The organism is Glycomyces sp. NRRL B-16210 (genome assembly GCF_000719515.1).
Taxonomy (GTDB): Bacteria; Actinomycetota; Actinomycetes; order Mycobacteriales; family Micromonosporaceae; genus Glycomyces.
In genome coordinates this window covers 1-17237 of record NZ_JOGR01000013.1, presented here as the reverse complement: position 1 = coordinate 17237, position 17237 = coordinate 1, and the positions used below count along the sequence as shown (strand labels likewise).

Annotated in this window: 17 protein-coding genes and 1 pseudogene; 7 read left to right on the top strand and 11 right to left on the bottom strand. The window is 69.5% G+C overall.

The annotated features are described in order from the left end of the window. Positions 1-16 precede the first annotated feature (16 nt). Positions 17-1147 carry a sugar MFS transporter gene (locus IF12_RS0118670; RefSeq protein WP_051704593.1) on the top strand — a complete coding sequence of 377 codons (1131 nt, stop codon included), beginning with the start codon at positions 17-19 and terminating at the stop codon, positions 1145-1147. A 39-nt stretch (positions 1148-1186) separates the two neighbouring features. Here IF12_RS0118670 and IF12_RS0118665 read toward each other — a convergent pair whose 3' ends face one another. The 6 genes from IF12_RS0118665 to IF12_RS25835 all read right to left on the bottom strand — a co-directional run bounded on the left by IF12_RS0118665 (position 1187) and on the right by IF12_RS25835 (position 5220). Further along, a complete protein-coding gene (locus IF12_RS0118665) occupies positions 1187-2191 on the bottom strand; it encodes a TerC family protein (protein WP_030161099.1) in 1005 nt (334 codons plus the stop codon). A 102-nt stretch (positions 2192-2293) separates the two neighbouring features. After that, the gene (locus IF12_RS0118660) at positions 2294-2845 is read right to left on the bottom strand and encodes a hypothetical protein (RefSeq protein WP_051704592.1); all 552 of its coding nucleotides are present in this window, start codon (positions 2843-2845) and stop codon (positions 2294-2296) included. Positions 2846-2977: 132 nt separating this feature from the next. Further along, positions 2978-3541, bottom strand: a complete 564-nt coding sequence (locus tag IF12_RS0118655; RefSeq protein ID WP_081913745.1) for a TetR family transcriptional regulator — start codon at positions 3539-3541, stop codon at positions 2978-2980. Between the two features lie 105 nt (positions 3542-3646). Beyond that, positions 3647-4048 (bottom strand): YchJ family protein, encoded by a 402-nt coding sequence (locus tag IF12_RS0118650; RefSeq protein WP_030161093.1) that lies wholly within the window; start codon positions 4046-4048, stop codon positions 3647-3649. A gap of 60 nt (positions 4049-4108) precedes the next feature. Then, positions 4109-4954 carry an SGNH/GDSL hydrolase family protein gene (locus IF12_RS0118645; protein WP_051704590.1) on the bottom strand — a complete coding sequence of 282 codons (846 nt, stop codon included), beginning with the start codon at positions 4952-4954 and terminating at the stop codon, positions 4109-4111. Between the two features lie 107 nt (positions 4955-5061). Further along, positions 5062-5220 carry a hypothetical protein gene (locus tag IF12_RS25835; RefSeq protein WP_156036861.1) on the bottom strand — a complete coding sequence of 53 codons (159 nt, stop codon included), beginning with the start codon at positions 5218-5220 and terminating at the stop codon, positions 5062-5064. Between the two features lie 207 nt (positions 5221-5427). Here IF12_RS25835 and IF12_RS0118635 point away from each other — a divergent pair, with 207 nt between their 5' ends. The 3 genes and pseudogenes from IF12_RS0118635 to IF12_RS0118610 all read left to right on the top strand — a co-directional run bounded on the left by IF12_RS0118635 (position 5428) and on the right by IF12_RS0118610 (position 9518). Then, positions 5428-6462, top strand: coding sequence for a LacI family DNA-binding transcriptional regulator (locus IF12_RS0118635; RefSeq protein ID WP_030161089.1), 1035 nt, complete (start codon positions 5428-5430; stop codon positions 6460-6462). 192 nt (positions 6463-6654) lie between these two features. Continuing rightward, a pseudogene (locus IF12_RS27315) lies at positions 6655-8622 on the top strand (RICIN domain-containing protein). A gap of 137 nt (positions 8623-8759) precedes the next feature. Next, on the top strand, positions 8760-9518 hold the full coding sequence (locus IF12_RS0118610; protein ID WP_030161078.1) for a TipAS antibiotic-recognition domain-containing protein: 759 nt from the start codon (positions 8760-8762) through the stop codon (positions 9516-9518). 212 nt (positions 9519-9730) lie between these two features. On the opposite strand, the gene IF12_RS0118605 is transcribed toward IF12_RS0118610, so the two are convergent. Continuing rightward, positions 9731-10921, bottom strand: a complete 1191-nt coding sequence (locus IF12_RS0118605; RefSeq protein WP_051704589.1) for an IS701 family transposase — start codon at positions 10919-10921, stop codon at positions 9731-9733. Positions 10922-11073: 152 nt separating this feature from the next. Here IF12_RS0118605 and IF12_RS0118600 point away from each other — a divergent pair, with 152 nt between their 5' ends. Then, positions 11074-12660: a hypothetical protein gene (locus IF12_RS0118600; protein WP_030161075.1), complete on the top strand. Its 1587-nt coding sequence runs from the start codon at positions 11074-11076 to the stop codon at positions 12658-12660. A 75-nt stretch (positions 12661-12735) separates the two neighbouring features. Here IF12_RS0118600 and IF12_RS0118595 read toward each other — a convergent pair whose 3' ends face one another. The 3 genes from IF12_RS0118595 to IF12_RS0118585 form a co-directional block, all read right to left on the bottom strand. Then, on the bottom strand, positions 12736-13149 hold the full coding sequence (locus IF12_RS0118595) for a hypothetical protein (RefSeq protein ID WP_030161074.1): 414 nt from the start codon (positions 13147-13149) through the stop codon (positions 12736-12738). Between the two features lie 197 nt (positions 13150-13346). Next, on the bottom strand, positions 13347-13742 hold the full coding sequence (locus tag IF12_RS0118590) for a hypothetical protein (RefSeq protein WP_030161072.1): 396 nt from the start codon (positions 13740-13742) through the stop codon (positions 13347-13349). A gap of 210 nt (positions 13743-13952) precedes the next feature. Further along, positions 13953-14435, bottom strand: coding sequence for an ATP-binding protein (locus IF12_RS0118585; RefSeq protein WP_030161070.1), 483 nt, complete (start codon positions 14433-14435; stop codon positions 13953-13955). A gap of 87 nt (positions 14436-14522) precedes the next feature. On the opposite strand from IF12_RS0118585, the gene IF12_RS0118580 reads away from it, so the two are divergent. Both IF12_RS0118580 and IF12_RS0118575 read left to right on the top strand, forming a co-directional pair. Beyond that, on the top strand, positions 14523-15464 hold the full coding sequence (locus tag IF12_RS0118580; RefSeq protein ID WP_030161068.1) for a phosphotransferase family protein: 942 nt from the start codon (positions 14523-14525) through the stop codon (positions 15462-15464). 110 nt (positions 15465-15574) lie between these two features. Beyond that, positions 15575-16162 carry an IS5 family transposase gene (locus IF12_RS0118575; protein WP_231492647.1) on the top strand — a complete coding sequence of 196 codons (588 nt, stop codon included), beginning with the start codon at positions 15575-15577 and terminating at the stop codon, positions 16160-16162. Between the two features lie 157 nt (positions 16163-16319). On the opposite strand, the gene IF12_RS0118570 is transcribed toward IF12_RS0118575, so the two are convergent. Further along, the gene (locus tag IF12_RS0118570; protein WP_030161064.1) at positions 16320-16781 is read right to left on the bottom strand and encodes a hypothetical protein; all 462 of its coding nucleotides are present in this window, start codon (positions 16779-16781) and stop codon (positions 16320-16322) included. Between the last annotated feature and the right edge of the window lie 456 nt (positions 16782-17237).

The window sequence follows — 17237 nt, the reverse complement described above, 5'->3', positions numbered from 1 at the left end:
GAGCGCCCGGTGCCGCATGTCCGTTGACGAGACCACGCGGACCGGCCCGCCCGAGCAGTCCCCCGCGCAGATCCGCGAGGTCGACCGCGTCGTGCGCCTCGCGCAGGTCGCGCTCGGCTACCTCGTGGCCTGCTTCGGACCGTACCTGGCCGGCATCGCCGTCGAACTCGACCGCCCCCGCGGCGAACTCGTCTGGCTCACCTCGACCTTCGGCGCGGGCCTGGTCCTCGCGGCCGTCACCGGCCCGATCGTGCTCCGCGCCGGCGCGGGCCTGGTCCTGCGGATCGCCTGCGGCGCCATCGCCGTCGGCGCGTTCGGCATGGCGCTCAGCGCCCACCTCGCGGCGGCGGGCGCCGGATCGCTCCTGGTCGGCTTCGGCTGCGCCGCCATCGCGTTGACGACGCCCTCGCTCCTGCGCGGGCCCGGCGCGGCCAAGCGGATCGCACTGGCCGTCGGCGTCGCCAGCGCCTCCGGAGTGTGCGGGCCGCTGGTCTACGGGGCGCTGGAGACCGCGGGGATGCCGGGCCGCTGGGCGATCCTGGCGACGGTGCCGGTGCTGGTCGTGGCGGTCGCGCACCGCACGGTGTCGGGTCCGCAGGACGGCCCGGTCGTGAAGGTGCGGGTGCCGGCCGGGCCGGCCTCGCTGGGGTGGCTGCGGATCGTGCTGAGCGTCGGGTGCGAGTTCTGCTTCGTGGTGTGGGCGGTCGCGCGGCTGCTGGACACGGGCGTGTCGCTGGGCGCGGCCTCGGCGCTCGGGGCGAGCTTCGGGGTGGGCATGGCGGTCGGGCGCCTGGTCGGGCCGCGGTTCGTGGACCGGTCGTGGGCGGTGGGCGCCGCGGCGGGGACGACCATGGCGGGCACCGCGCTGGTGTACGTGGGGCAGGACCCGTACACGGTGACGGCGGGCATCGCGGTCGCGAGCCTGGGCATCGCACCGCTGTATCCGATCATGTTGGCGCGCTTGGTGTCCGTGCCAAACTTGACGGCAAGGCATTCGGCTTCGATCGGATCGCTCGCGTCGGGTACGGCGATCCTCGCCGCGCCGGCGGCGCTGGCGTGGCTCGACACGCAGATCGGGTTGCGGGAGGCGTTCTTGCTGCCGATCCCGCTGCTGGTGATCCTGCTGGTCTTGAGCAGGAGACGCTGAAAGGGGCGCTGCGTTCCGCAGCGCCCCTTCGCGATCGGTTTACTCTGTGTCGTCTTCTCGGCTCTTGGTGGCGGAGAGGGACCCGGCGTGTGCCTTCTGGCCGGGGTTGCCGCGGGTCTTGAGGAGGCTCGCGACGGTGACGACGAAGAGGATGACGACGACGACGCCGAGGCTGAGCGGCGTCGGGATCGCGGGGATCGAGTCGTTGATGTCCTCGTGGGCCCAGTGCATGAGCAGCTTGGCGCCGATGAACAGCAGGATGAGCGACAGGCCGGTCGAGAGGTAGACCAGCCGGTCGAGCAGGCCCTTCACGAGGAAGAACAGGGCCCTGAGGCCGAGCAGCGCGAAGGCGTTGGCGGTGAAGACGATGTACGCCTCCTGCGTGACGCCGAAGACCGCGGGGATCGAGTCGAGGGCGAACAGCAGGTCGATGCTGCCGATGGCGATGAGGACGATGAACAGCGGGGTGACGACCCGCCGTCCGGCCTCCTTCGCGAAGAGCTTGCCGCCGATGTAGTCGGCGCTGACGGGCAGGAACCGCCGCGCGCCGCGGACCATGAGGTTGCTCTCGACGTCCGGATCCTCGTCTCGGTGTCGGAAGAGCTGGATCGCGGTGTAGATCAGCAGGAGTCCGAAGACCACGAACATGAACGAGAAGGTGTTGATGAGCGCGGCGCCGATGAAGATGAAGAACGCGCGCATGATGAGCGCGAGCACGATGCCGAAGGTGAGCACCTTGTGCTGGTGGTGGTCGGGTACCGCGAACGTCGACATGATGATGACGAAGACGAACAGGTTGTCGACCGAGAGGCTCTTCTCGATGATGTAGCCGGCGAAGTATTCGGTGCCGTAGGCGTTGCCGTATTGCAGGCCGAACCAGACGCCGAATCCGATGGCGACTGCAATGTAGAACACGGACCAGGCGGTGGCCTCTTTGAATCCGACGTGGTGCGGTCGCGCCGCCGCCAAGATCAGGTCCACCGCAAGCAAAGCGACGATGAAACCGATGGTGACCGCCCAAGTGAGTGGGCTGATATCGAGCACGCTACCTCCGTCAGATTGCCATCACAGCGACTGCGGGCTGACATCACCCGCAGGCTCCCGCATCGTAACGGGTTTGAATGCGCAGCGCCGATCGCCCTTGGGTCAGGTACCCGAGTACTCGGATTTGAAGACGTCGAGGGCCGCGGACTGGTCGGCGGTGAGGACCAGCGCCGGGTTCACCGGGAGGGGGTGGATCTGGGCGGCGTACCAGTACGCGGAGCGGACGCTGGTGCCGATGCCGATCCGCCGCAGGTGCTCGCGCATGGTGTCGAACAGGGCCTGGGCGTCGAAGAGATAGACCTGGTCGATGCTCCAGGGAGGGGCGTTCCCGGCCGGGCCGCGCGGGCCGGTCATGACGAGGTAGTAGTCGAGTTCCTCGGCGTCGGTCATGTTGAGCAGGCCTTGATCGCGCGGGTAGTGCTCGATGTTGACGGTGGCTCCGGCGAGGGGCCCGGTGCGGAAGCGGCCGTCGACGCCGCTGTGTCTGGCGGCACCGGCGGCGTCGTCGAGCTCTATGTCGAAGATCACGGCGGCGATCCACTCGGCGAGTCGCCCCGAGCGCAGGGGACGGCCGATGATCTCCGCGATGCGGTCGTCGATCTCGCCGCGCTGCCGAAGCAGCATCGCGATCGACAAGAGTTCGGCTGTGGACATGTGCGCTCCTCGGGATCGGGTTCCCGAGGCTCATCGTACCGATCCGGGCGTCGGCGCGGCGAATCCTTCGCGGGTCTCGGCAGGCGATTCGAGCACTGGTCGCCCGAGGGCGCTGCGCCGCAGCGGATGCGGTCATTCGCCGGGCGGGGCCTCGGGGCACGGGAGGGCGTCGATCGCGGTCGCGACGACCTGGCCCACCGCCTGGAGGCGGTCGGCCATGGACTCGGGGTCGAGGGGCTCGTCGCCTTCGCTGACCCAGGCGGCGATGAGCGCGGTCGCGCCGTTGGCGACGAACACCGCGAGGTCCTCGGCGATCTCGCCGGGCAGGCGCGCGCCGTAGCGGGCCGGCAGCGGCGCGAGCGCCCGGCTGACGGCCTTGTTGAGGGCGAAGGCGCTCGCGCTGCTGAACATCGCGCGGTAGAAGCCGCGGTGGGCTGCGAAGTGGCGGGCCGCCGCCAGAGCGCGCTCGCGGCCGATCAGCTCGTCGGTCTCCGCGCGGGGCCGGCCGAGGTCGGTGCGGGCGAGGTCGAGCGCGGCTTCGAGGAGGAGGTTGTCGCGGTCGCCGTAGTGGAGGTAGACGAGCTGGCGGCTCACCCCGGCGGCGTCGGCGATGTCGGAGACGGGGATGTTGGCGGTGCCGCGCTCGGTCACGAGGGAGACCGCGGCGCCCAGGAGGGCGGCGCGGGTTCGTCGCACCCGGCGGTCTTTGGCGGGTGACGGGGGGTCGAAACTCACTCGACGAGGTTAGACAGTTGTCAAAGTATCGACAAGTATTCGATGGATTGCCCCGGTTGGCTCAGCTCAGGCGGGGTCGACGGCGTCCACGTAGAACCAGTCGGGACCGATGCGCGCGAAGGCGCTGTTCTCGGTCTGGGAGCCCGGGCCTTCGGGATCGGTATAGGAGGCGCGGAAGCGGACGGTGCCGCTGGTGTGGAGCGGGGAGCCGCCGGTGGTCTCCAGGATCGCCAGGCCGGTCCAGCGGCGGTCGTCGGCGGCGAGGCCGATCCGGTCGGGGCGCGTGCTCGGGTGCCAGGTGCGCAGCAGGTGGGCTTCGTCGCCGACGGCGAAGGCGCTGTATCGCGAGCGCATGAGGGCTTCGGCGGTGGCGGCCTTGGCGGTGCCGGCGTGGAGGGGACCGCAGCAGTCGGCGTAGGCCGCGCCGGTGCCGCAGGGGCAGGCGGTCGGGCGGGAGCGTCTGGGCATCCCAGGATTGTGCCCGAAGGGCGGGTCCGGCCCGCGGGAGGTCCCGCGGGCCGGCGGGCGTCAGCAGCCCCGGAGGTAGGGGATCACGGCTTCGGCGTAGGCGGCGTGGCCGGCGGCGTTGGCGTGGAAGGACTCCAGCGTGCCGGTGTAGCCGAGGATCCACGGGTCGGCCGAGCAGATCTCGTGCCCGGCGAAGGTGTCGCGGACGTCGGCGAAGTCGAAGCCGTGGTCGGCGGCGACGCCCGCGGTGGTCTCGGCGAGGAGGTCGGCGGTCTCGTTCAGCAGGGCCTGCTCGTCGGGGGTGATGCCGAGGGTGACGTCGCAGGCGGTGCCGTTGAACAGGCGCGGGTTGCCGACGACGGTGATGTCGGCGCCGGGCGCGAGGGTCTCGACCTGCGTGTAGAGGTCGTCGAGTTCGGCCGGGAGCGAGTCGGTGATGACCGACTGGGCGCCCGCGATCGCGTTCTCGCACAGGGCCGTGTCGGTCCCGGCGCAGGCGGTGAGGACGGTGGTGAACCCGGCGTCGTTGCCGCCCACGCCGATCGTGACGTGGTCGGTGCGGTCGTCGAGGTTCGCGAGCTGGTCGGCGACGACGTCTTCGACGCGGGCGCCCGAGCAGGCGTCGAAGGAGAGCCTCGCGTCGATGTCGAGCGCGGCGAGGACCGGGTAGGCGTTGGCCGAGCGGTAGCAGCCGTCGTCGTCGAGGTAGTCGCCGGCGCCGACGCCGGACACGTACGAGTCGCCGAGGGCGACGTACTTCGGCTGCCAGGAACTGGCGCTCGCTTCCTCGGCCGGTTCGGCGGCGGCCGAGCCGCTGAGCGCGAAGGCGCCGAGCGCGGCCACGGCGAACGCGGCGACGGCGCGCGGCAGCAGGCGGCGAAGGGACTTGTGGGTGTTGACGGACATGGAGTGCTCCTTGTCGTTTCGGGGGCCGTGATCTCGCCCCCGGAGAGTCACGACATTCTATGCGCCGAAGTCCACTGTGCCGAAGGGGAATTCGGGAAGCGGACGGGTCAGTCGAGGCGGGCAGGGGTGGTCATGACGCGTTCGCCTCCGGTGGCGCGGGTCGATCCGGTGATGCGGAATCGGCCCGTGAGCGGCGGGTCCGCACTGGAGTGTCCGATAGCGACGGTGAACCATCCGGGTTCGTGCCAGGGAGCGGTGTTCGACATGCGGCGATGACTCCTCAACGTCGGAAAAGGTTTCTGGTGACGTCTAAACGCTCCGAACGTACGCCGCTCCACTTGACCGGTCAAGCCCCGGCGCGGTCGAGTCCGCGGGGATCGAGGCCGGTTCGCCGAAACTTCACGGCGGAGTTTGGAAACTGTTTCCGAGACTCGATAGGATATCGGCACCCCCATCCTGAAGAGGTGCAAGCGATGAGCAGTCCGGACCGCCCCCGCGCGACGCTGACCGAGGTGGCCCGGCGCGCCGGCGTCTCCAAGGCCACCGCCTCCAAGGTGCTCAACGACCGCCCGGGAGTGGCCCAGGAGACGCGGCGGCTCGTCCGCGAGGCCATCGCCGAACTCGACTACGTGCCGACCACCGGGCCCCGCGAATCGCCCGCGCCGCAGTCGATCCACATCGTCTTCGACACGATCCTGAACATGTACGCGGTGTACGTGCTCGACGGGATCATCAGCGGCGGCAGGGAACTGGGCGTCGAGGTGGTGACCCGCTCGCTCGACTCGGAGGGGACCGCGCAGGACGAGCCCCTCGGGGTCGACCGCGTCAAGGAGATCGCCTCGCGCGGCGCGGCCGGACTGGTCGTGGTGACCGCCCAGCTCACCGGCGAGGAGATGGACGCGTGCGAGCAGGTCGGCCTGCCGCTGGTCGTCATCGACCCCGCGAACCCGCTCGACGAGCGCGTCACCAGCCTCGGCGCGACCAACTGGGCCGGCGGCGTCCAGGCCACCAGGCACCTGCTCGACCTGGGGCACACGCGGATCGGCTTCGCGGGCGGGCCCGCGCAGTCGGTGCCGGCCCGCGAGCGGCTGCACGGGTACCGCGAGGCCCTCGAATCGGCCGGGATCGACCTCGACCCGGCGCTCATGGGCTCGGGCAAGTTCACCGCCGAGAACGGCGCGGCGCTCACCGACGCCATGCTGGAGCTCCCCGAGCCGCCGACCGCGATCTTCGCCGCCAGCGACGCCATCGCCGTGGGCGTCATCCGCAGCGCCCGCAGGCACGGCGTGGACGTGCCCGCCGATCTCAGCGTCATCGGCTTCGACGACACCTACAACGCGATGTGGGTCGAGCCGCCGCTGACGACGGTGAAGCAGCCGCTGCGGCAGATGGGCCGCGTCGCGGCCCGCACGGTGCTCGAACTGGCCGCGGGCAAGGTGCCCGACTCGCACCACGTGCAGTTGGCGACGAGCCTCGTCGTGCGCGAGTCGACGGCCCCGCCGCGCTGATCGGAGCCCCTCGGCGGACTCGCCGCGGACCATTGCAATGAGAGCGCTAACAAGTTATGCTGAGTCCGCGCCATTATATCGATTCAACTCAATCTTTCGATTTCATGGTGCGCGGCGCACGCGGCTCCCGGCATGTCCGCGTCACCTTCGCTGTCGACCGATTGGCCTTGTGCGCCTTCATAACAAAGTCCCATGGAGCTCCACATGCGCATTCCCTCACCGAAGCCCGCCCTCAAGCGGCACGCCCGCTGGGCAGCCCTCCTCACGGCGGCGCTGACGGGCCTGTTCGTCCTCATCGCACTCCCCCAGCACGCGTCGGCTCAGGTCGACACCTCCGCCTGGTACGTCCTCCAGTCCCGCCATTCCGGGCTCGTCCTCGAAGTCGAGGGCGGCAGCACCGCGGGCGGCGCCCAGATCGTCCAGAGCAACCGCACCGATGCCACCAGCCAGCAGTTCCGCTTCATCGACGCCGGGGGCGGCTACTACCGCATCCAGGTGCGGCACTCCGGTCTGGTCCTCGACATCTGGGAGTGGAACGCCGAGAACGGCGCGACCATCGCCCAGTACACCGACCTCGGCGGCACCAACCAGCAGTTCCAGGTCAATCAGAGCGGCGGCTACTCCAGCTTCGTGAACCGCTTCTCGGGCAAGGCCCTCGACGTGTGGGAGTGGTCGACCTCCGCGGGCTCGCGGCTCTCGCAGTACGACGTGACCGGCGGGACGAACCAGCAGTTCCAGCTCATCGAGGTCGGCGGCGCGCAGCAGAACGGGTACCAGGTTGAGAACCTGAGCCGCGGTGTCACGGTGGTGCCTTCCGGTGGGGGGAACCTCGTGTCCTGGCGGCTGCTCGGCACCGACTCGGCTAATACCGCGTTCAACGTGTACCGCAACGGGACCCTGCTCAACAGTTCCCCGCTGACCGGTGCGACGAACTACCTCGACACCGGCGGCAGCGGCACCTACACCGTCGACTCCGGATGGTGTGTCGTACACGTACTCGGCCAACGACATGAGCGTCGGGGACCTCGACGGCGACGGGCAGTACGAGTACCTCGTCAAGTGGGACCCGAGCAACGCGAAGGACAATTCGCAGTCCGGCCACACCGGGAACGTGTTCATCGACGCGTACAAGCTCAACGGGACTCGCCTGTGGCGGATCGATTTGGGCCGCAACATCAGGGCCGGGGCGCACTACACCCAGTTCCAGGTGTTCGACTACGACGGCGACGGCAGAGCCGAGATCGCGATGAAGACCGCCGACGCCACCGTCTCCGGCACCGGACAGGTCATCGGCAACTCCGGCGCCGACCACCGCAACAGCAGCGGATACGTCCTCAGTGGCCCGGAGTATCTGACGATCTTCAACGGCGCCAACGGCGCGATCCTCGACACGATCAACTACCAGCCCGCCCGCGGCAACGTCAACGACTCGACGGCCGCCAGGACATCGTCTACGGCGCCATGGCCGTCGGCTCCAACGGACAGGCCCTGTGGAACACCGGCTTCGGCCACGGCGACGCCCTCCACGTGAGCGACTTCGTGCCTTCGCGGCCGGGCCAGGAAGTGTTCATGCCGCACGAGAACAGCAGTGCGCCGTCCTCGCATCTCAACGGCTCGAACGGTTCGATCCTGTTCCAGACCAGCCCGAGCGGTGATAACGGGCGCGGCGTGGCCGCGAACGTCAGCGCCAGTAACCCTGGGGCCGAATACTGGTCGTCCAATGTCTCGGGGCTGTTGAACGCTTCGGGGCAGAACATCGGCTCGAAGCCGGCCTCGACCAACTTCGTGATCTGGTGGGACGGTGACGGGGAGCGGGAACTGCTCGACGGCACCCAGATCACCAAGTACCCCTCCGGGACACTGCTGTCGGGATCAGGTGTGGCTTCGAATAACGGCACCAAGGCCACACCCGGCCTGTCGGCGGACCTGTTCGGCGACTGGCGCGAAGAGGTCATCTGGCGCACCAGCAACGACTCCGCCCTGCGGATCTACGCCACCCCGCACCAGACGAACCTGCGCATCGCGACCCTCATGCACGACGTCCAGTACCGGGTCGCCATCGCCTGGCAGAACACCGCCTACAACCAACCGCCGCACCCGAGCTTCTACATCGGCAGCGACGTCACCTCCTACCCGTGGCCGAACGTCACCACTCCATAGCCCTCCTCCCCAGAACCGGGGCCCGCGACCTTCGTCGCGGGCCCCGGCCCGTGTCCGCCGTCTCCTCGAATCGGACTTGCAGTTGACGTAACGTCAAGCAATACCTTCGAGTTCACGACGAACGGAGAGGACCGGCGATGCGCACCTGGACGACGGCGGAGGTCGCGAAGCTGACCGGCGTCACCTCGCGCACCCTGCGCCACTACGACGCGATCGGGCTCCTGGCGCCGGCGGCGACCGGCCACGGCGGGCTGCGCCGCTACGGCGAGCGGGAACTGCTGCGACTCCAGCGGATCCTCCTGCTCAAGCGGCTGGGCCTGCGCCTGGACACGATCGCCGAGGTCCTCGAAGGCGATCTGGCCGAGACCGAGGCGCTCAGGCGCCACGCGGACCAGATCGCCGAGGAGCGCGGGCGCCTCGAACGCCTCGCCGCCACCGTCGAAGCGACCATCCGACAACTCGAAGGAGAGCAGACCATGACACCCGAGACCTGGTTCGACGGCCTCGACGCGGGCAAGCGCGCCGAGTACGAGGCCGAGGCCCGCCGCCGCTGGGGCGACGAGGTCGTCGACGCGGGAGACGCGGCCGTGAAGGCGATGAGCGACGAGGAGCGCCGGGCGATCCCGGCGAAGTTCGAGGAGATCCACCGGCGCCTGGCGGCCCTGCGGGCCGAGGGTCTCGGCCCCGGCAGCGCCGAGGCGCAGGAGGTGGTGGCCGGGCATTACGCGTTCATCGCCTCGGTGTGGGGCAGCGTGCCGACCGCGGAGGCGTACAAGGGCCTGGGCGAGCTGTACACCGAGGACCCGGCGTTCACGGCCACCTTCGACGAGGTGGCCAGGGGTCTCGCGGGCTTCCTGAGGGAGGCGATGGACCACTACGCCGACGCGAACCTCTAAGGCCGCAGGCGACCGGCGGCACCGACCCATGTGGAGGGTCGGTGCCGCCGGTCCGTCGTCTCCGGCTCGGGCGCGGACATCCAGAGAAAGCGGGCGACCTCCCGCGGTGGTCGGCTGGTGTGAACCTGCACGTCTGGGGTGGTCTGGGCCGCGTGTCCGGGCCTGCGGTGACGACAATGGTATTTCGTTATGTTCGGTGCGCGGATCGCGGTTCAGCGCCAGCGGAGCGCGTGGTCGACGGGGGCGTCCTCGCCGGGCGAGGCGGGGGCAGGGGTCTCCCGCACGGCGGAGACCACGAGGAAGGCGTGGGCCAGCATCGCCAGGGTCACGTGCCGGTACCAGCCCTCCCACCTGCGGACCTGGTAGTGGTCGAGCCCGCATTCGGTCCTGGCGGCCGCGAGGCACGCGGCCATGGCCCGGCGCGAGTCGGCCGTGCGCACGATCTCCTCGCGCCGCACCGCGTCGACGTGGAAGCACAGGAAGTAGGCGAGATCGGCCGGACGCTCGGTCGAGCGCCTGACCAGCAGGGTGCGGACGAACCCGGCCGGGAGGTCGGCGGCCACCGGCAGGGTCGCCCAGGCCCAGTCGTATTCGAGCGCCTCGCAGCCGCCGGGGCGCGTCTCCACCCGGTGCCAGGCCGCGGCCGGCGCCCGGCCCGCCAGGTCGTGGACCCGCCGGTCCTCCTCGGAGCCCTGCAAGGTCTGCGAGAGCGGCACCTCGACCACGTAGGGCAGGCGGCGGGAGGACAGGAACGCCAGGAAGGCCCCGTCACGCCCGTACGTCGCGTCGGCGGTCACCCACCCGGCCTCGATCCCGGCGTCGAATGCGCGGCCGATCATCGCCTCGGCCAGGCGCGGCTTCGCCAGCGCCCCTTCGGCGGCGCGGGCGGGCGGCACGCCGGCGGCCGCGCATCGGGCGTCGTCGTTCCACTCCGAGGGCAGGTACAGCTCCCTGTCGATCAGGGCCGTGCCGCGCGGGCCGACGTAGGCCAGGAACACGCCCACTTGGCAGTTCTCCACTTTGCCTGTGGTGTGCGAGTACTGGCGCTGCACCGCCGCGGAGGAGGGTCCGCGCTTGGCGAAGCCGGCCTCGTCGACCACCAGCGCCCCGCCGGGGTCGGCGAGACGGCCGGCGGCGTAGGCGCGCAACGCGTCGCGGACCTGGTCGGCCGACCATACGGCGCGGTTCAGGAAGTGCTGCACCCGAACCGGGGTGGGGTCCCCGGCGGCTTCGGCGAGCTGCCAGCCGCTCTTGCGTTCCACGGGTGCCAGAAGCCCGACGAGGTAGGCCCTGGCGCGGCGGCGCAGTTCGATTCTTCCGAACAATCCCGCCAACGTAAGGAAAAGTTCGTCCAACCGTGAACGCCAGCTCGTTATCTCTTGGGGCGCAAGCTCATCGACCATAAACGTCAATGTTATTCGGTCACGAAGTGCGGCTGTAGGCCCGACTTCGGGCCGGAATTCGGGAGCGGTCTCGGCGGCTCGGCCGGTTGGGGATGCTGATTGCAACGCGACCGATGGTCATGATTCGGTCACCCAACGAACAGGAGGGCGTCATGCCCAACTACCACGTCTTCATGCGAGCGCCGAACGTGCACACGACGGCATGGACCGTCGACGTGCACATCACGGCCGACTCTCCGACCCTCGCCAAGCAGGCCGTCTACGACGGATGGAAGCGGACCGCCCCGTTCCCCATTCCGGACATCAACAGCTGCGACTGGCTGGTGATGCCGGACCCCGCGGCCGGCGGGGTGCTGCGCAGCAATCCGGGCACCACTTCGGCGCAGAAGGCGTTCGCCGACGAGCTCCAGAGCAAGATCGGGCAGTTCCTCGGGGCGAAGCTCGACGGCACGTTCAGCGCCGTCTCCTACCCGGCCGGCTTCAACTACGGGATCACCTACGGTCCCAACGCCTACTACAACCAGGCGACGCTCAACGACCTCGACTCGCTGCTGGCGACGAACGGGCCCCAGCTCTCGATCGGAGGCGGGAGCTTCTCGTCGCTGTACCGCCAGATCCTGGGGTCGACCGTCTTCGGCTTCTCCAAGGCCGACCTCCAGACGATGAATCAGCAGGACAACGCCGCTTCGGCGCAGATCACGTCGATCGTGACCGAGTTCGTCAACGCGGGCGGCGTCTTCAGCAACCCGCTGCCGTTCGGCGGCAAGCTCCAGGACGTCTTCAACCAGCTCCTGACCCGGTTCGGGTCCCTTGAGGACCTGCCGACCTCGCTCAGCTCGCTGTACAGCGCCATCGCGAGCTACAAGGAGGTGGCGGAGCAGAGCATCCTGCTGCACCGCAACTACTACGAGGCGACCGCCCGCCTGAACGCGGCCAGGGCGAACATCCTCAAGCCGGACGCGGACAACGGCGGCGAGGAGATCGGCGCCGGGCAGTACTTCGTCGGCTACACGCCCGGCAAGCTGCCCAGCGCGAACCAGCTCATCGGCAGTCTCCAGAGCGACGGCAACGCCGTGTCGATGCAGTTGCAGCTGTCGAACTTCTCCTCGAAGTCGACCGACCTCAGCGTGTCGGGCAAGGCGGGGTTCTCGATCCCGGTCATGGACGCCGTGTCGTTCAACTTCGGCGGCTCGGCGTCGTACGACATGTCCACGTACACCTCGTCCTCGTCCGAGGTCGAGATCGGCCTGGAGTACAAGGGCGTCACGATCGTGGGCGCCTCGCCCACGGCGCTGTCGCCCGACGGGAAGACCGGCTGGTACGACGAGCAGATGCTCACCGAGATCGCGGCGAAGTCCGGAAAGGACGCGACGGGGTTCCAGTTGCAGGGCGGCGAGTTCAATGTGGACCAGCTGTTCGGGCAGGGGAAGGCGCTGGCGCGCCTGAAGACCTTCGTCATCTCGCGTCAGCCGCAGATGTCGATGACGTTCAAGGGCGCCAACGCGAGCCGGGTCACCAGCGACATGAAGGTCGGTGCGACGGCGTCGGTGGACCTGTTCGGGCTGTTCAGGGTCGGTTCGGCCTCGGCGAACTACTCGGTGAGCAAGGTCGACGCGAGTTCGAGCGACGGTTCGGTGACCGTGACCTTCGGCCCGCCCGAGCCGAGCGGCACGATCCCGCTCGAACAGCAGGTGGCTTACGTGATGGGCGGTGTCGCGCAGTACCCGCCGGCCGAGTAGTGGCATCGCGGGTCGGCTTGCCCCGGTGAGCCGAGACGGGACCGTCGGGAGACGGTCCCGTTCTTGCTGCCCGGATCAGCGGTACGGGGCGAAACCGGAGACCGGGGCCTTCGCCTCGCGGTAGACCATGAACACCCGCCGCTCCTGCTCGTCGACGAAGGCGACCCGAGCGGCGGCGTCGTCGGTCCAGGGCAGGCGGCCGAGGCGGTCGGCGAGCTTGAAGAAGCCGTCGCCGGGAAGGCCCGTTTGGTCGTCGCGAACAAGGACGGAGATCATGAGCTTCAGGCTCGTCCCGGTGGAGTGCTGGGCGTTGATGCCCTCGCAGAGCCGGTCCATGCGCTCGGGGACGCCGGTATCGAACGGCTCCCCGAGTTTGCGGTGCAGATCGTCGAGGGAGAGCGTCTCGCCGCGCGCGGCGTGGTGTTTGAGGACCTGGAGTCCGGATTCGATGAGACCGGCATCGTTGAGAGAAGAGTCGTCGTGCAACATGGCGGGCCTACTTCGTAGAAGATGAGCGTCAGACTCGAAATGGGGGCTGTCTCGGATCGTAGCGCGATTCCCATCCCGCGAACCGAACCGCCCGTCCCGACTGAGTGCCCAGGTCAGCGCCGGTGAAACGTAAGAGAGGCCCCTCACACAGCAGGCCCCTCCCAGGCGGCGATTCGGGTCGGATCAGCGCGCGGGGTTCACGCCTGCGAGTAGGCCGCGAAGGCGGCCTCGCACTGCCAGCGGACGAAGACGCGCCGGGTCTCGGCATCGGCGATCAGCGGGAGGCGACGAAGGCGGTCGGCGAGTTTGAAGAACCCGTCGCCGGGCTGACCGGAGTCCGCTCGGACGACCAGCGCGCAGATCATGAAGGGTTGGCCGGTGGTGGTCTCGTGGAGCTGGTTGAGGGCCTCGCAGAGCCTTCCGATCCCGCCGTGGAACGTACCGGGGGCGAAAGGCTCGCCGAGCTCCCGATTCAGGTCGCCATAGGTGAGGGTCTCGCCGCGGGAGGCGTACCGCTTGAGCACTTCGAGTCCCCGCTCGGGGAGCTGGGCGGGGTCGTTGGAGGTGTTGAGGGAAGCATTGCCGAGGGGCATAGGTCGCTTTCCTTTCATTTGAGGGGATATACGCAGGTCACAGGCCACAAGTGAGCCTGTCCATCGTCGACAGTACCGGTCGCGTCGAGCCGTCGATGCCGCAGGCGATCGGCATCCGGTCGGGGCCGCGGGCGTCCTGTCTGGTCGGCGGTTGTCCCCTGGGCGAGCGGGCTTTCGCTCGGCCCGAACCCGGTGGCCCGGCCGATTTCCTCAGGGCCGGTCCGGTGCGTCGAACAGGTCGAGTTCTGCTTGCGTCGGGGCTTCGAACAGGCGGTTCCAGTCGCGGAGCATCGCCGGCGTCAAGTGCGCCTCGCCCGGTTCTCGGCTCCTCGCCGCTGTCCGCCTTTCCAGTTCGTCCAGCGGCACGTCGAGGTAGCGCAGTTCGACCTCGGCTCCCAGCTCGCGCGCTCGCAGGCGCCTCTCGTCTCGCTCCGCGCGCGCCCAGAAGCCGTTCTCCAGGATCACGCTGGTCCCTTCGGCGAGCAGGGCTTGAGCCCGGACCCATTGGCGCGCTTCAACGAGCGCCCGCGCCGCCGCGTCGAACAGGTCCAGGCCCGACTCCCTGAGCCGTTCGTCGGGGCACATGCGCACTGCGGGCATGTCCCGCTCCAAGCGCTTGGCCACCGTGGTCTTTCCGGCCCCGGGCAGGCCGCACATCAGCACCAGTCTCGGCCGTCGCTCGTTCGTGTTCATCGCATACCGATCATCACACCCGCTGCGCGGGATTCGCGAGCCGAAAAACCTTGGAACCGCCGCGGGGCTCGGCGATACGCTCGGCGCATGTTCAAATCTGGGTTCGATCTGCCCGCGATCCGGTCCGGCGTCGAGGGCGCGAACGGTCCGATGACGGACTGGCATCCGCTCAACGAGGGCGAGAACTCGCAGGTCTTCGCTGCCGTCGCCGATGCCGGTCCCGTCGTGGTCAGGGTCTCGAAGCGCCGCGAGGGCTTCGCGGTCGAGGAGCGGGTGAGTCGGATCCTCGCCGGCAGCGGGCTTCGCGTGCCGGAGTTCCACGGCATCGGCCCGATCGAGGACGCCTGGTGGTGCCTCACCGGGCGGCTGCCGGGGACCCGGCTGTGCGACCTGCCGATGGACCGCGTCACCGCCGCCGCGCCGGCGGTCGCCGCAGCGCTCGACCGGCTCCACGCGGTGGACGTCTCCGCAACGACCGGCTACGGGAGCATCGACCCCGAGACCGGGCACGGCACTCAGCCCGCCTGGGCCGACTGCGTTCTCTGGGGTGCCCCCGAGACCTGGCCGGACATCGAGTCCGGCCCGGACCGGAAGCTCCTGGAGCGCCTCTCGGAACTGGTCCGCACCGAGTCGAAGTCCCTGCCCGAGACTCGGGCCCTCGTCCATGGCGACTACAGCGCCGACAACCTCATCCTCGGCGAGGACGGCATTGTCGGCGTCATCGACTTCGAGAGCGCGATGCTCGGGGACCCGCTCTGGGACGTGGCCTACCAGTTGTTCTGGGGCGGCGCATGGCCCTTGATGGGGCCGCAGACGCGAGCGGCGATGCGGTCCCTTGAGGACACTGTGGATCACCGGGCCAGGCTGCGCTTCTACATGGTGGTGTCGGGACTGCGGGCCACCGGGTACTACGCGCACGAAGGCCGTGGCAACGAGCTTGCGCTGATGGTGCGACGCCTCGCACCGCTCCTGGAGACCCCGCCGAGCCTCGCCGACCTCGACGGCTACTGGCTGCACCTCCCCAAGTGAGCCGCTTAGATCGAGCCCGGACGGTGGGCCTCCACGGACGCACCGACCAAGGGACCGCCTGCCCCTGGGCCACGGTCTACTGGCGGTTCACCAGTTGCCAGCGCTCAGGCGTGTGGATTTTCATTCCGCGCTCGCTCCAGACACTCGCCCGCGCCGAGCACTGCATGACCTGGCAAGTCAGCGTCGACTCCACCACAGCCCGAGCTCATCTGGCCGTGTCCGGAGCCGGACTGCGCGAGGTTCGCGGCGAGCCGGGAGACCACGCCCTGGGCCGCTTGCGCGGCGGCTGGTCCACGAAGCTCCACCTCGCCGCCGACAACGCCGGATATCCGCTCGCCGCACTCCTCATCGCAGGCCAGGCCCATGACAGCCCGCAGATGATCCCGCTACTGGAGGCAATTGCCGTTCCCCGGCTCGGGGGCGGCCGGGCCCGCAGGCGCCCCGTCCGGGTGCTAGCCGACCGCGCCCACTCGGCTCGCATCAACCGCACCTGGCTGCGAGAACACCAGGTCAAGGCCACTATTCCCGAGCCGGTCGACCAGATCGGACATCGCAAACGGCGCGGGGCCTCCGGAGGCAGACCGCCAGCGTTCGACGCCGATCGCTACAACGACCGTTCCAGCACCGAACGCACCATCGCCCGCATCGAACAACACCGCGCCGTCGCGACCAGATACGACAAACTCGCCGTCCGCTAATTGGCCACCGTCCACATCGCCATCATCACCAACTGGCCCCGCGGCTTACCAACCCGCGACGAGGTATGCGAGCGCGATCGCGACCGACCTGCCGGGCGACCCGCAGTGATCGACGGCGAGGGCCGGGGCCGCTGACGCGGACCCCGGCCCTCCCGCCTCAGCCGAGAATCCAGGTGGTCATGGTCGCTCTCGCGTGGTCGATCAAGTGGTCGGGGTTGTCCTCCAGCCACGGGTACGCGTTGATCTGCTTGCGCAGCAACGCATAATGCGCACTCGTCCGCTCGTGTTCGCCGAGCGGTTCCAGCAGATGCCCTTCGCCGTAGAGGGCGCGTACGGCCGACTCGATCGCGAGGTGGTCCAGCGGCGGCTCGGTGCCGTGGCCGGACTGGCGGACCTCGGCCATGAACGCGGCGAACTCGTCGGGGTCAACCGGTCCGGCCCCGAGTCCCGCGCCGGGACCGAACCGGTATTCGAGGCAGACCGCGACGGCCGCGCGGAGGTACTCGGCCGCGGTCTTGTGGTCGACCGGCTGGAACCACTGCCGGATCCGCTCGGCGTCCGCAGGGGTTCCGGCGATCAGCGCGGTGAGGTGCTTTCTATGCAGCTCTTCGGGTTTCATGCGGTGTTCTCCTCGGTGAAGGTGGCAGTGGGTTCGGAGCCGACCGTCTCAGCCGACCCGGGGTCGACGGTGTCCTCGGGTTCCATCTCCTGGACGGGGGTGGACCCGCCGGGCACGTCGCTCGGGGTCGACCACTCCCCCGTGGGCTCTTCGGCCCCTGGTCCGGGTTCCGGCTCCTGACGCGGCGAACACGCCGTCGCGGCTTGCGGCTCCGAGCTCGGCCGGCGCGGCACGGGCGGGCCGGTCGGGGCGCCCTCGCCGCGCGGCCCGCATGGCGCGGACCCCACAGGCGGCACAGGCTGGGCGCTCTCGGCACGCGGCCCGCACGGCGCGGACGACACGGGCGGGGCGGACGGCACCGGCGGGCCGGGCGGGTGAAAAGGGTGGGTCCGGAACCAATTGCACCCTTAACCAGGGGAACAACCCAATAAAACCCAAAAAGTTCCAAAAAAAGAA

What these genes read in the sequence shown, in the direction of transcription:
- IF12_RS0118645 (WP_051704590.1), bottom strand. Translation starts at nt 4,954, where the DNA reads ATGTCCGTCAACACCCACAAGTCCCTTCGCCGCCTGCTGCCGCGCGCC.
- IF12_RS25835 (WP_156036861.1), bottom strand. Translation starts at nt 5,220, where the DNA reads ATGTCGAACACCGCTCCCTGGCACGAACCCGGATGGTTCACCGTCGCT.
- IF12_RS0118610 (WP_030161078.1), top strand. Translation starts at nt 8,760, where the DNA reads ATGCGCACCTGGACGACGGCGGAGGTCGCGAAGCTGACCGGCGTCACC.
- IF12_RS0118570 (WP_030161064.1), bottom strand. Translation starts at nt 16,781, where the DNA reads ATGAAACCCGAAGAGCTGCATAGAAAGCACCTCACCGCGCTGATCGCC.
- IF12_RS0118580 (WP_030161068.1), top strand. Translation starts at nt 14,523, where the DNA reads ATGTTCAAATCTGGGTTCGATCTGCCCGCGATCCGGTCCGGCGTCGAG.
- IF12_RS0118650 (WP_030161093.1), bottom strand. Translation starts at nt 4,048, where the DNA reads ATGCCCAGACGCTCCCGCCCGACCGCCTGCCCCTGCGGCACCGGCGCG.
- IF12_RS0118670 (WP_051704593.1), top strand. Translation starts at nt 17, where the DNA reads ATGTCCGTTGACGAGACCACGCGGACCGGCCCGCCCGAGCAGTCCCCC.
- IF12_RS0118595 (WP_030161074.1), bottom strand. Translation starts at nt 13,149, where the DNA reads ATGTTGCACGACGACTCTTCTCTCAACGATGCCGGTCTCATCGAATCC.
- IF12_RS0118605 (WP_051704589.1), bottom strand. Translation starts at nt 10,921, where the DNA reads ATGGTCGATGAGCTTGCGCCCCAAGAGATAACGAGCTGGCGTTCACGG.
- IF12_RS0118635 (WP_030161089.1), top strand. Translation starts at nt 5,428, where the DNA reads ATGAGCAGTCCGGACCGCCCCCGCGCGACGCTGACCGAGGTGGCCCGG.
- IF12_RS0118585 (WP_030161070.1), bottom strand. Translation starts at nt 14,435, where the DNA reads ATGAACACGAACGAGCGACGGCCGAGACTGGTGCTGATGTGCGGCCTG.
- IF12_RS0118600 (WP_030161075.1), top strand. Translation starts at nt 11,074, where the DNA reads ATGCCCAACTACCACGTCTTCATGCGAGCGCCGAACGTGCACACGACG.
- IF12_RS0118660 (WP_051704592.1), bottom strand. Translation starts at nt 2,845, where the DNA reads ATGTCCACAGCCGAACTCTTGTCGATCGCGATGCTGCTTCGGCAGCGC.
- IF12_RS0118590 (WP_030161072.1), bottom strand. Translation starts at nt 13,742, where the DNA reads ATGCCCCTCGGCAATGCTTCCCTCAACACCTCCAACGACCCCGCCCAG.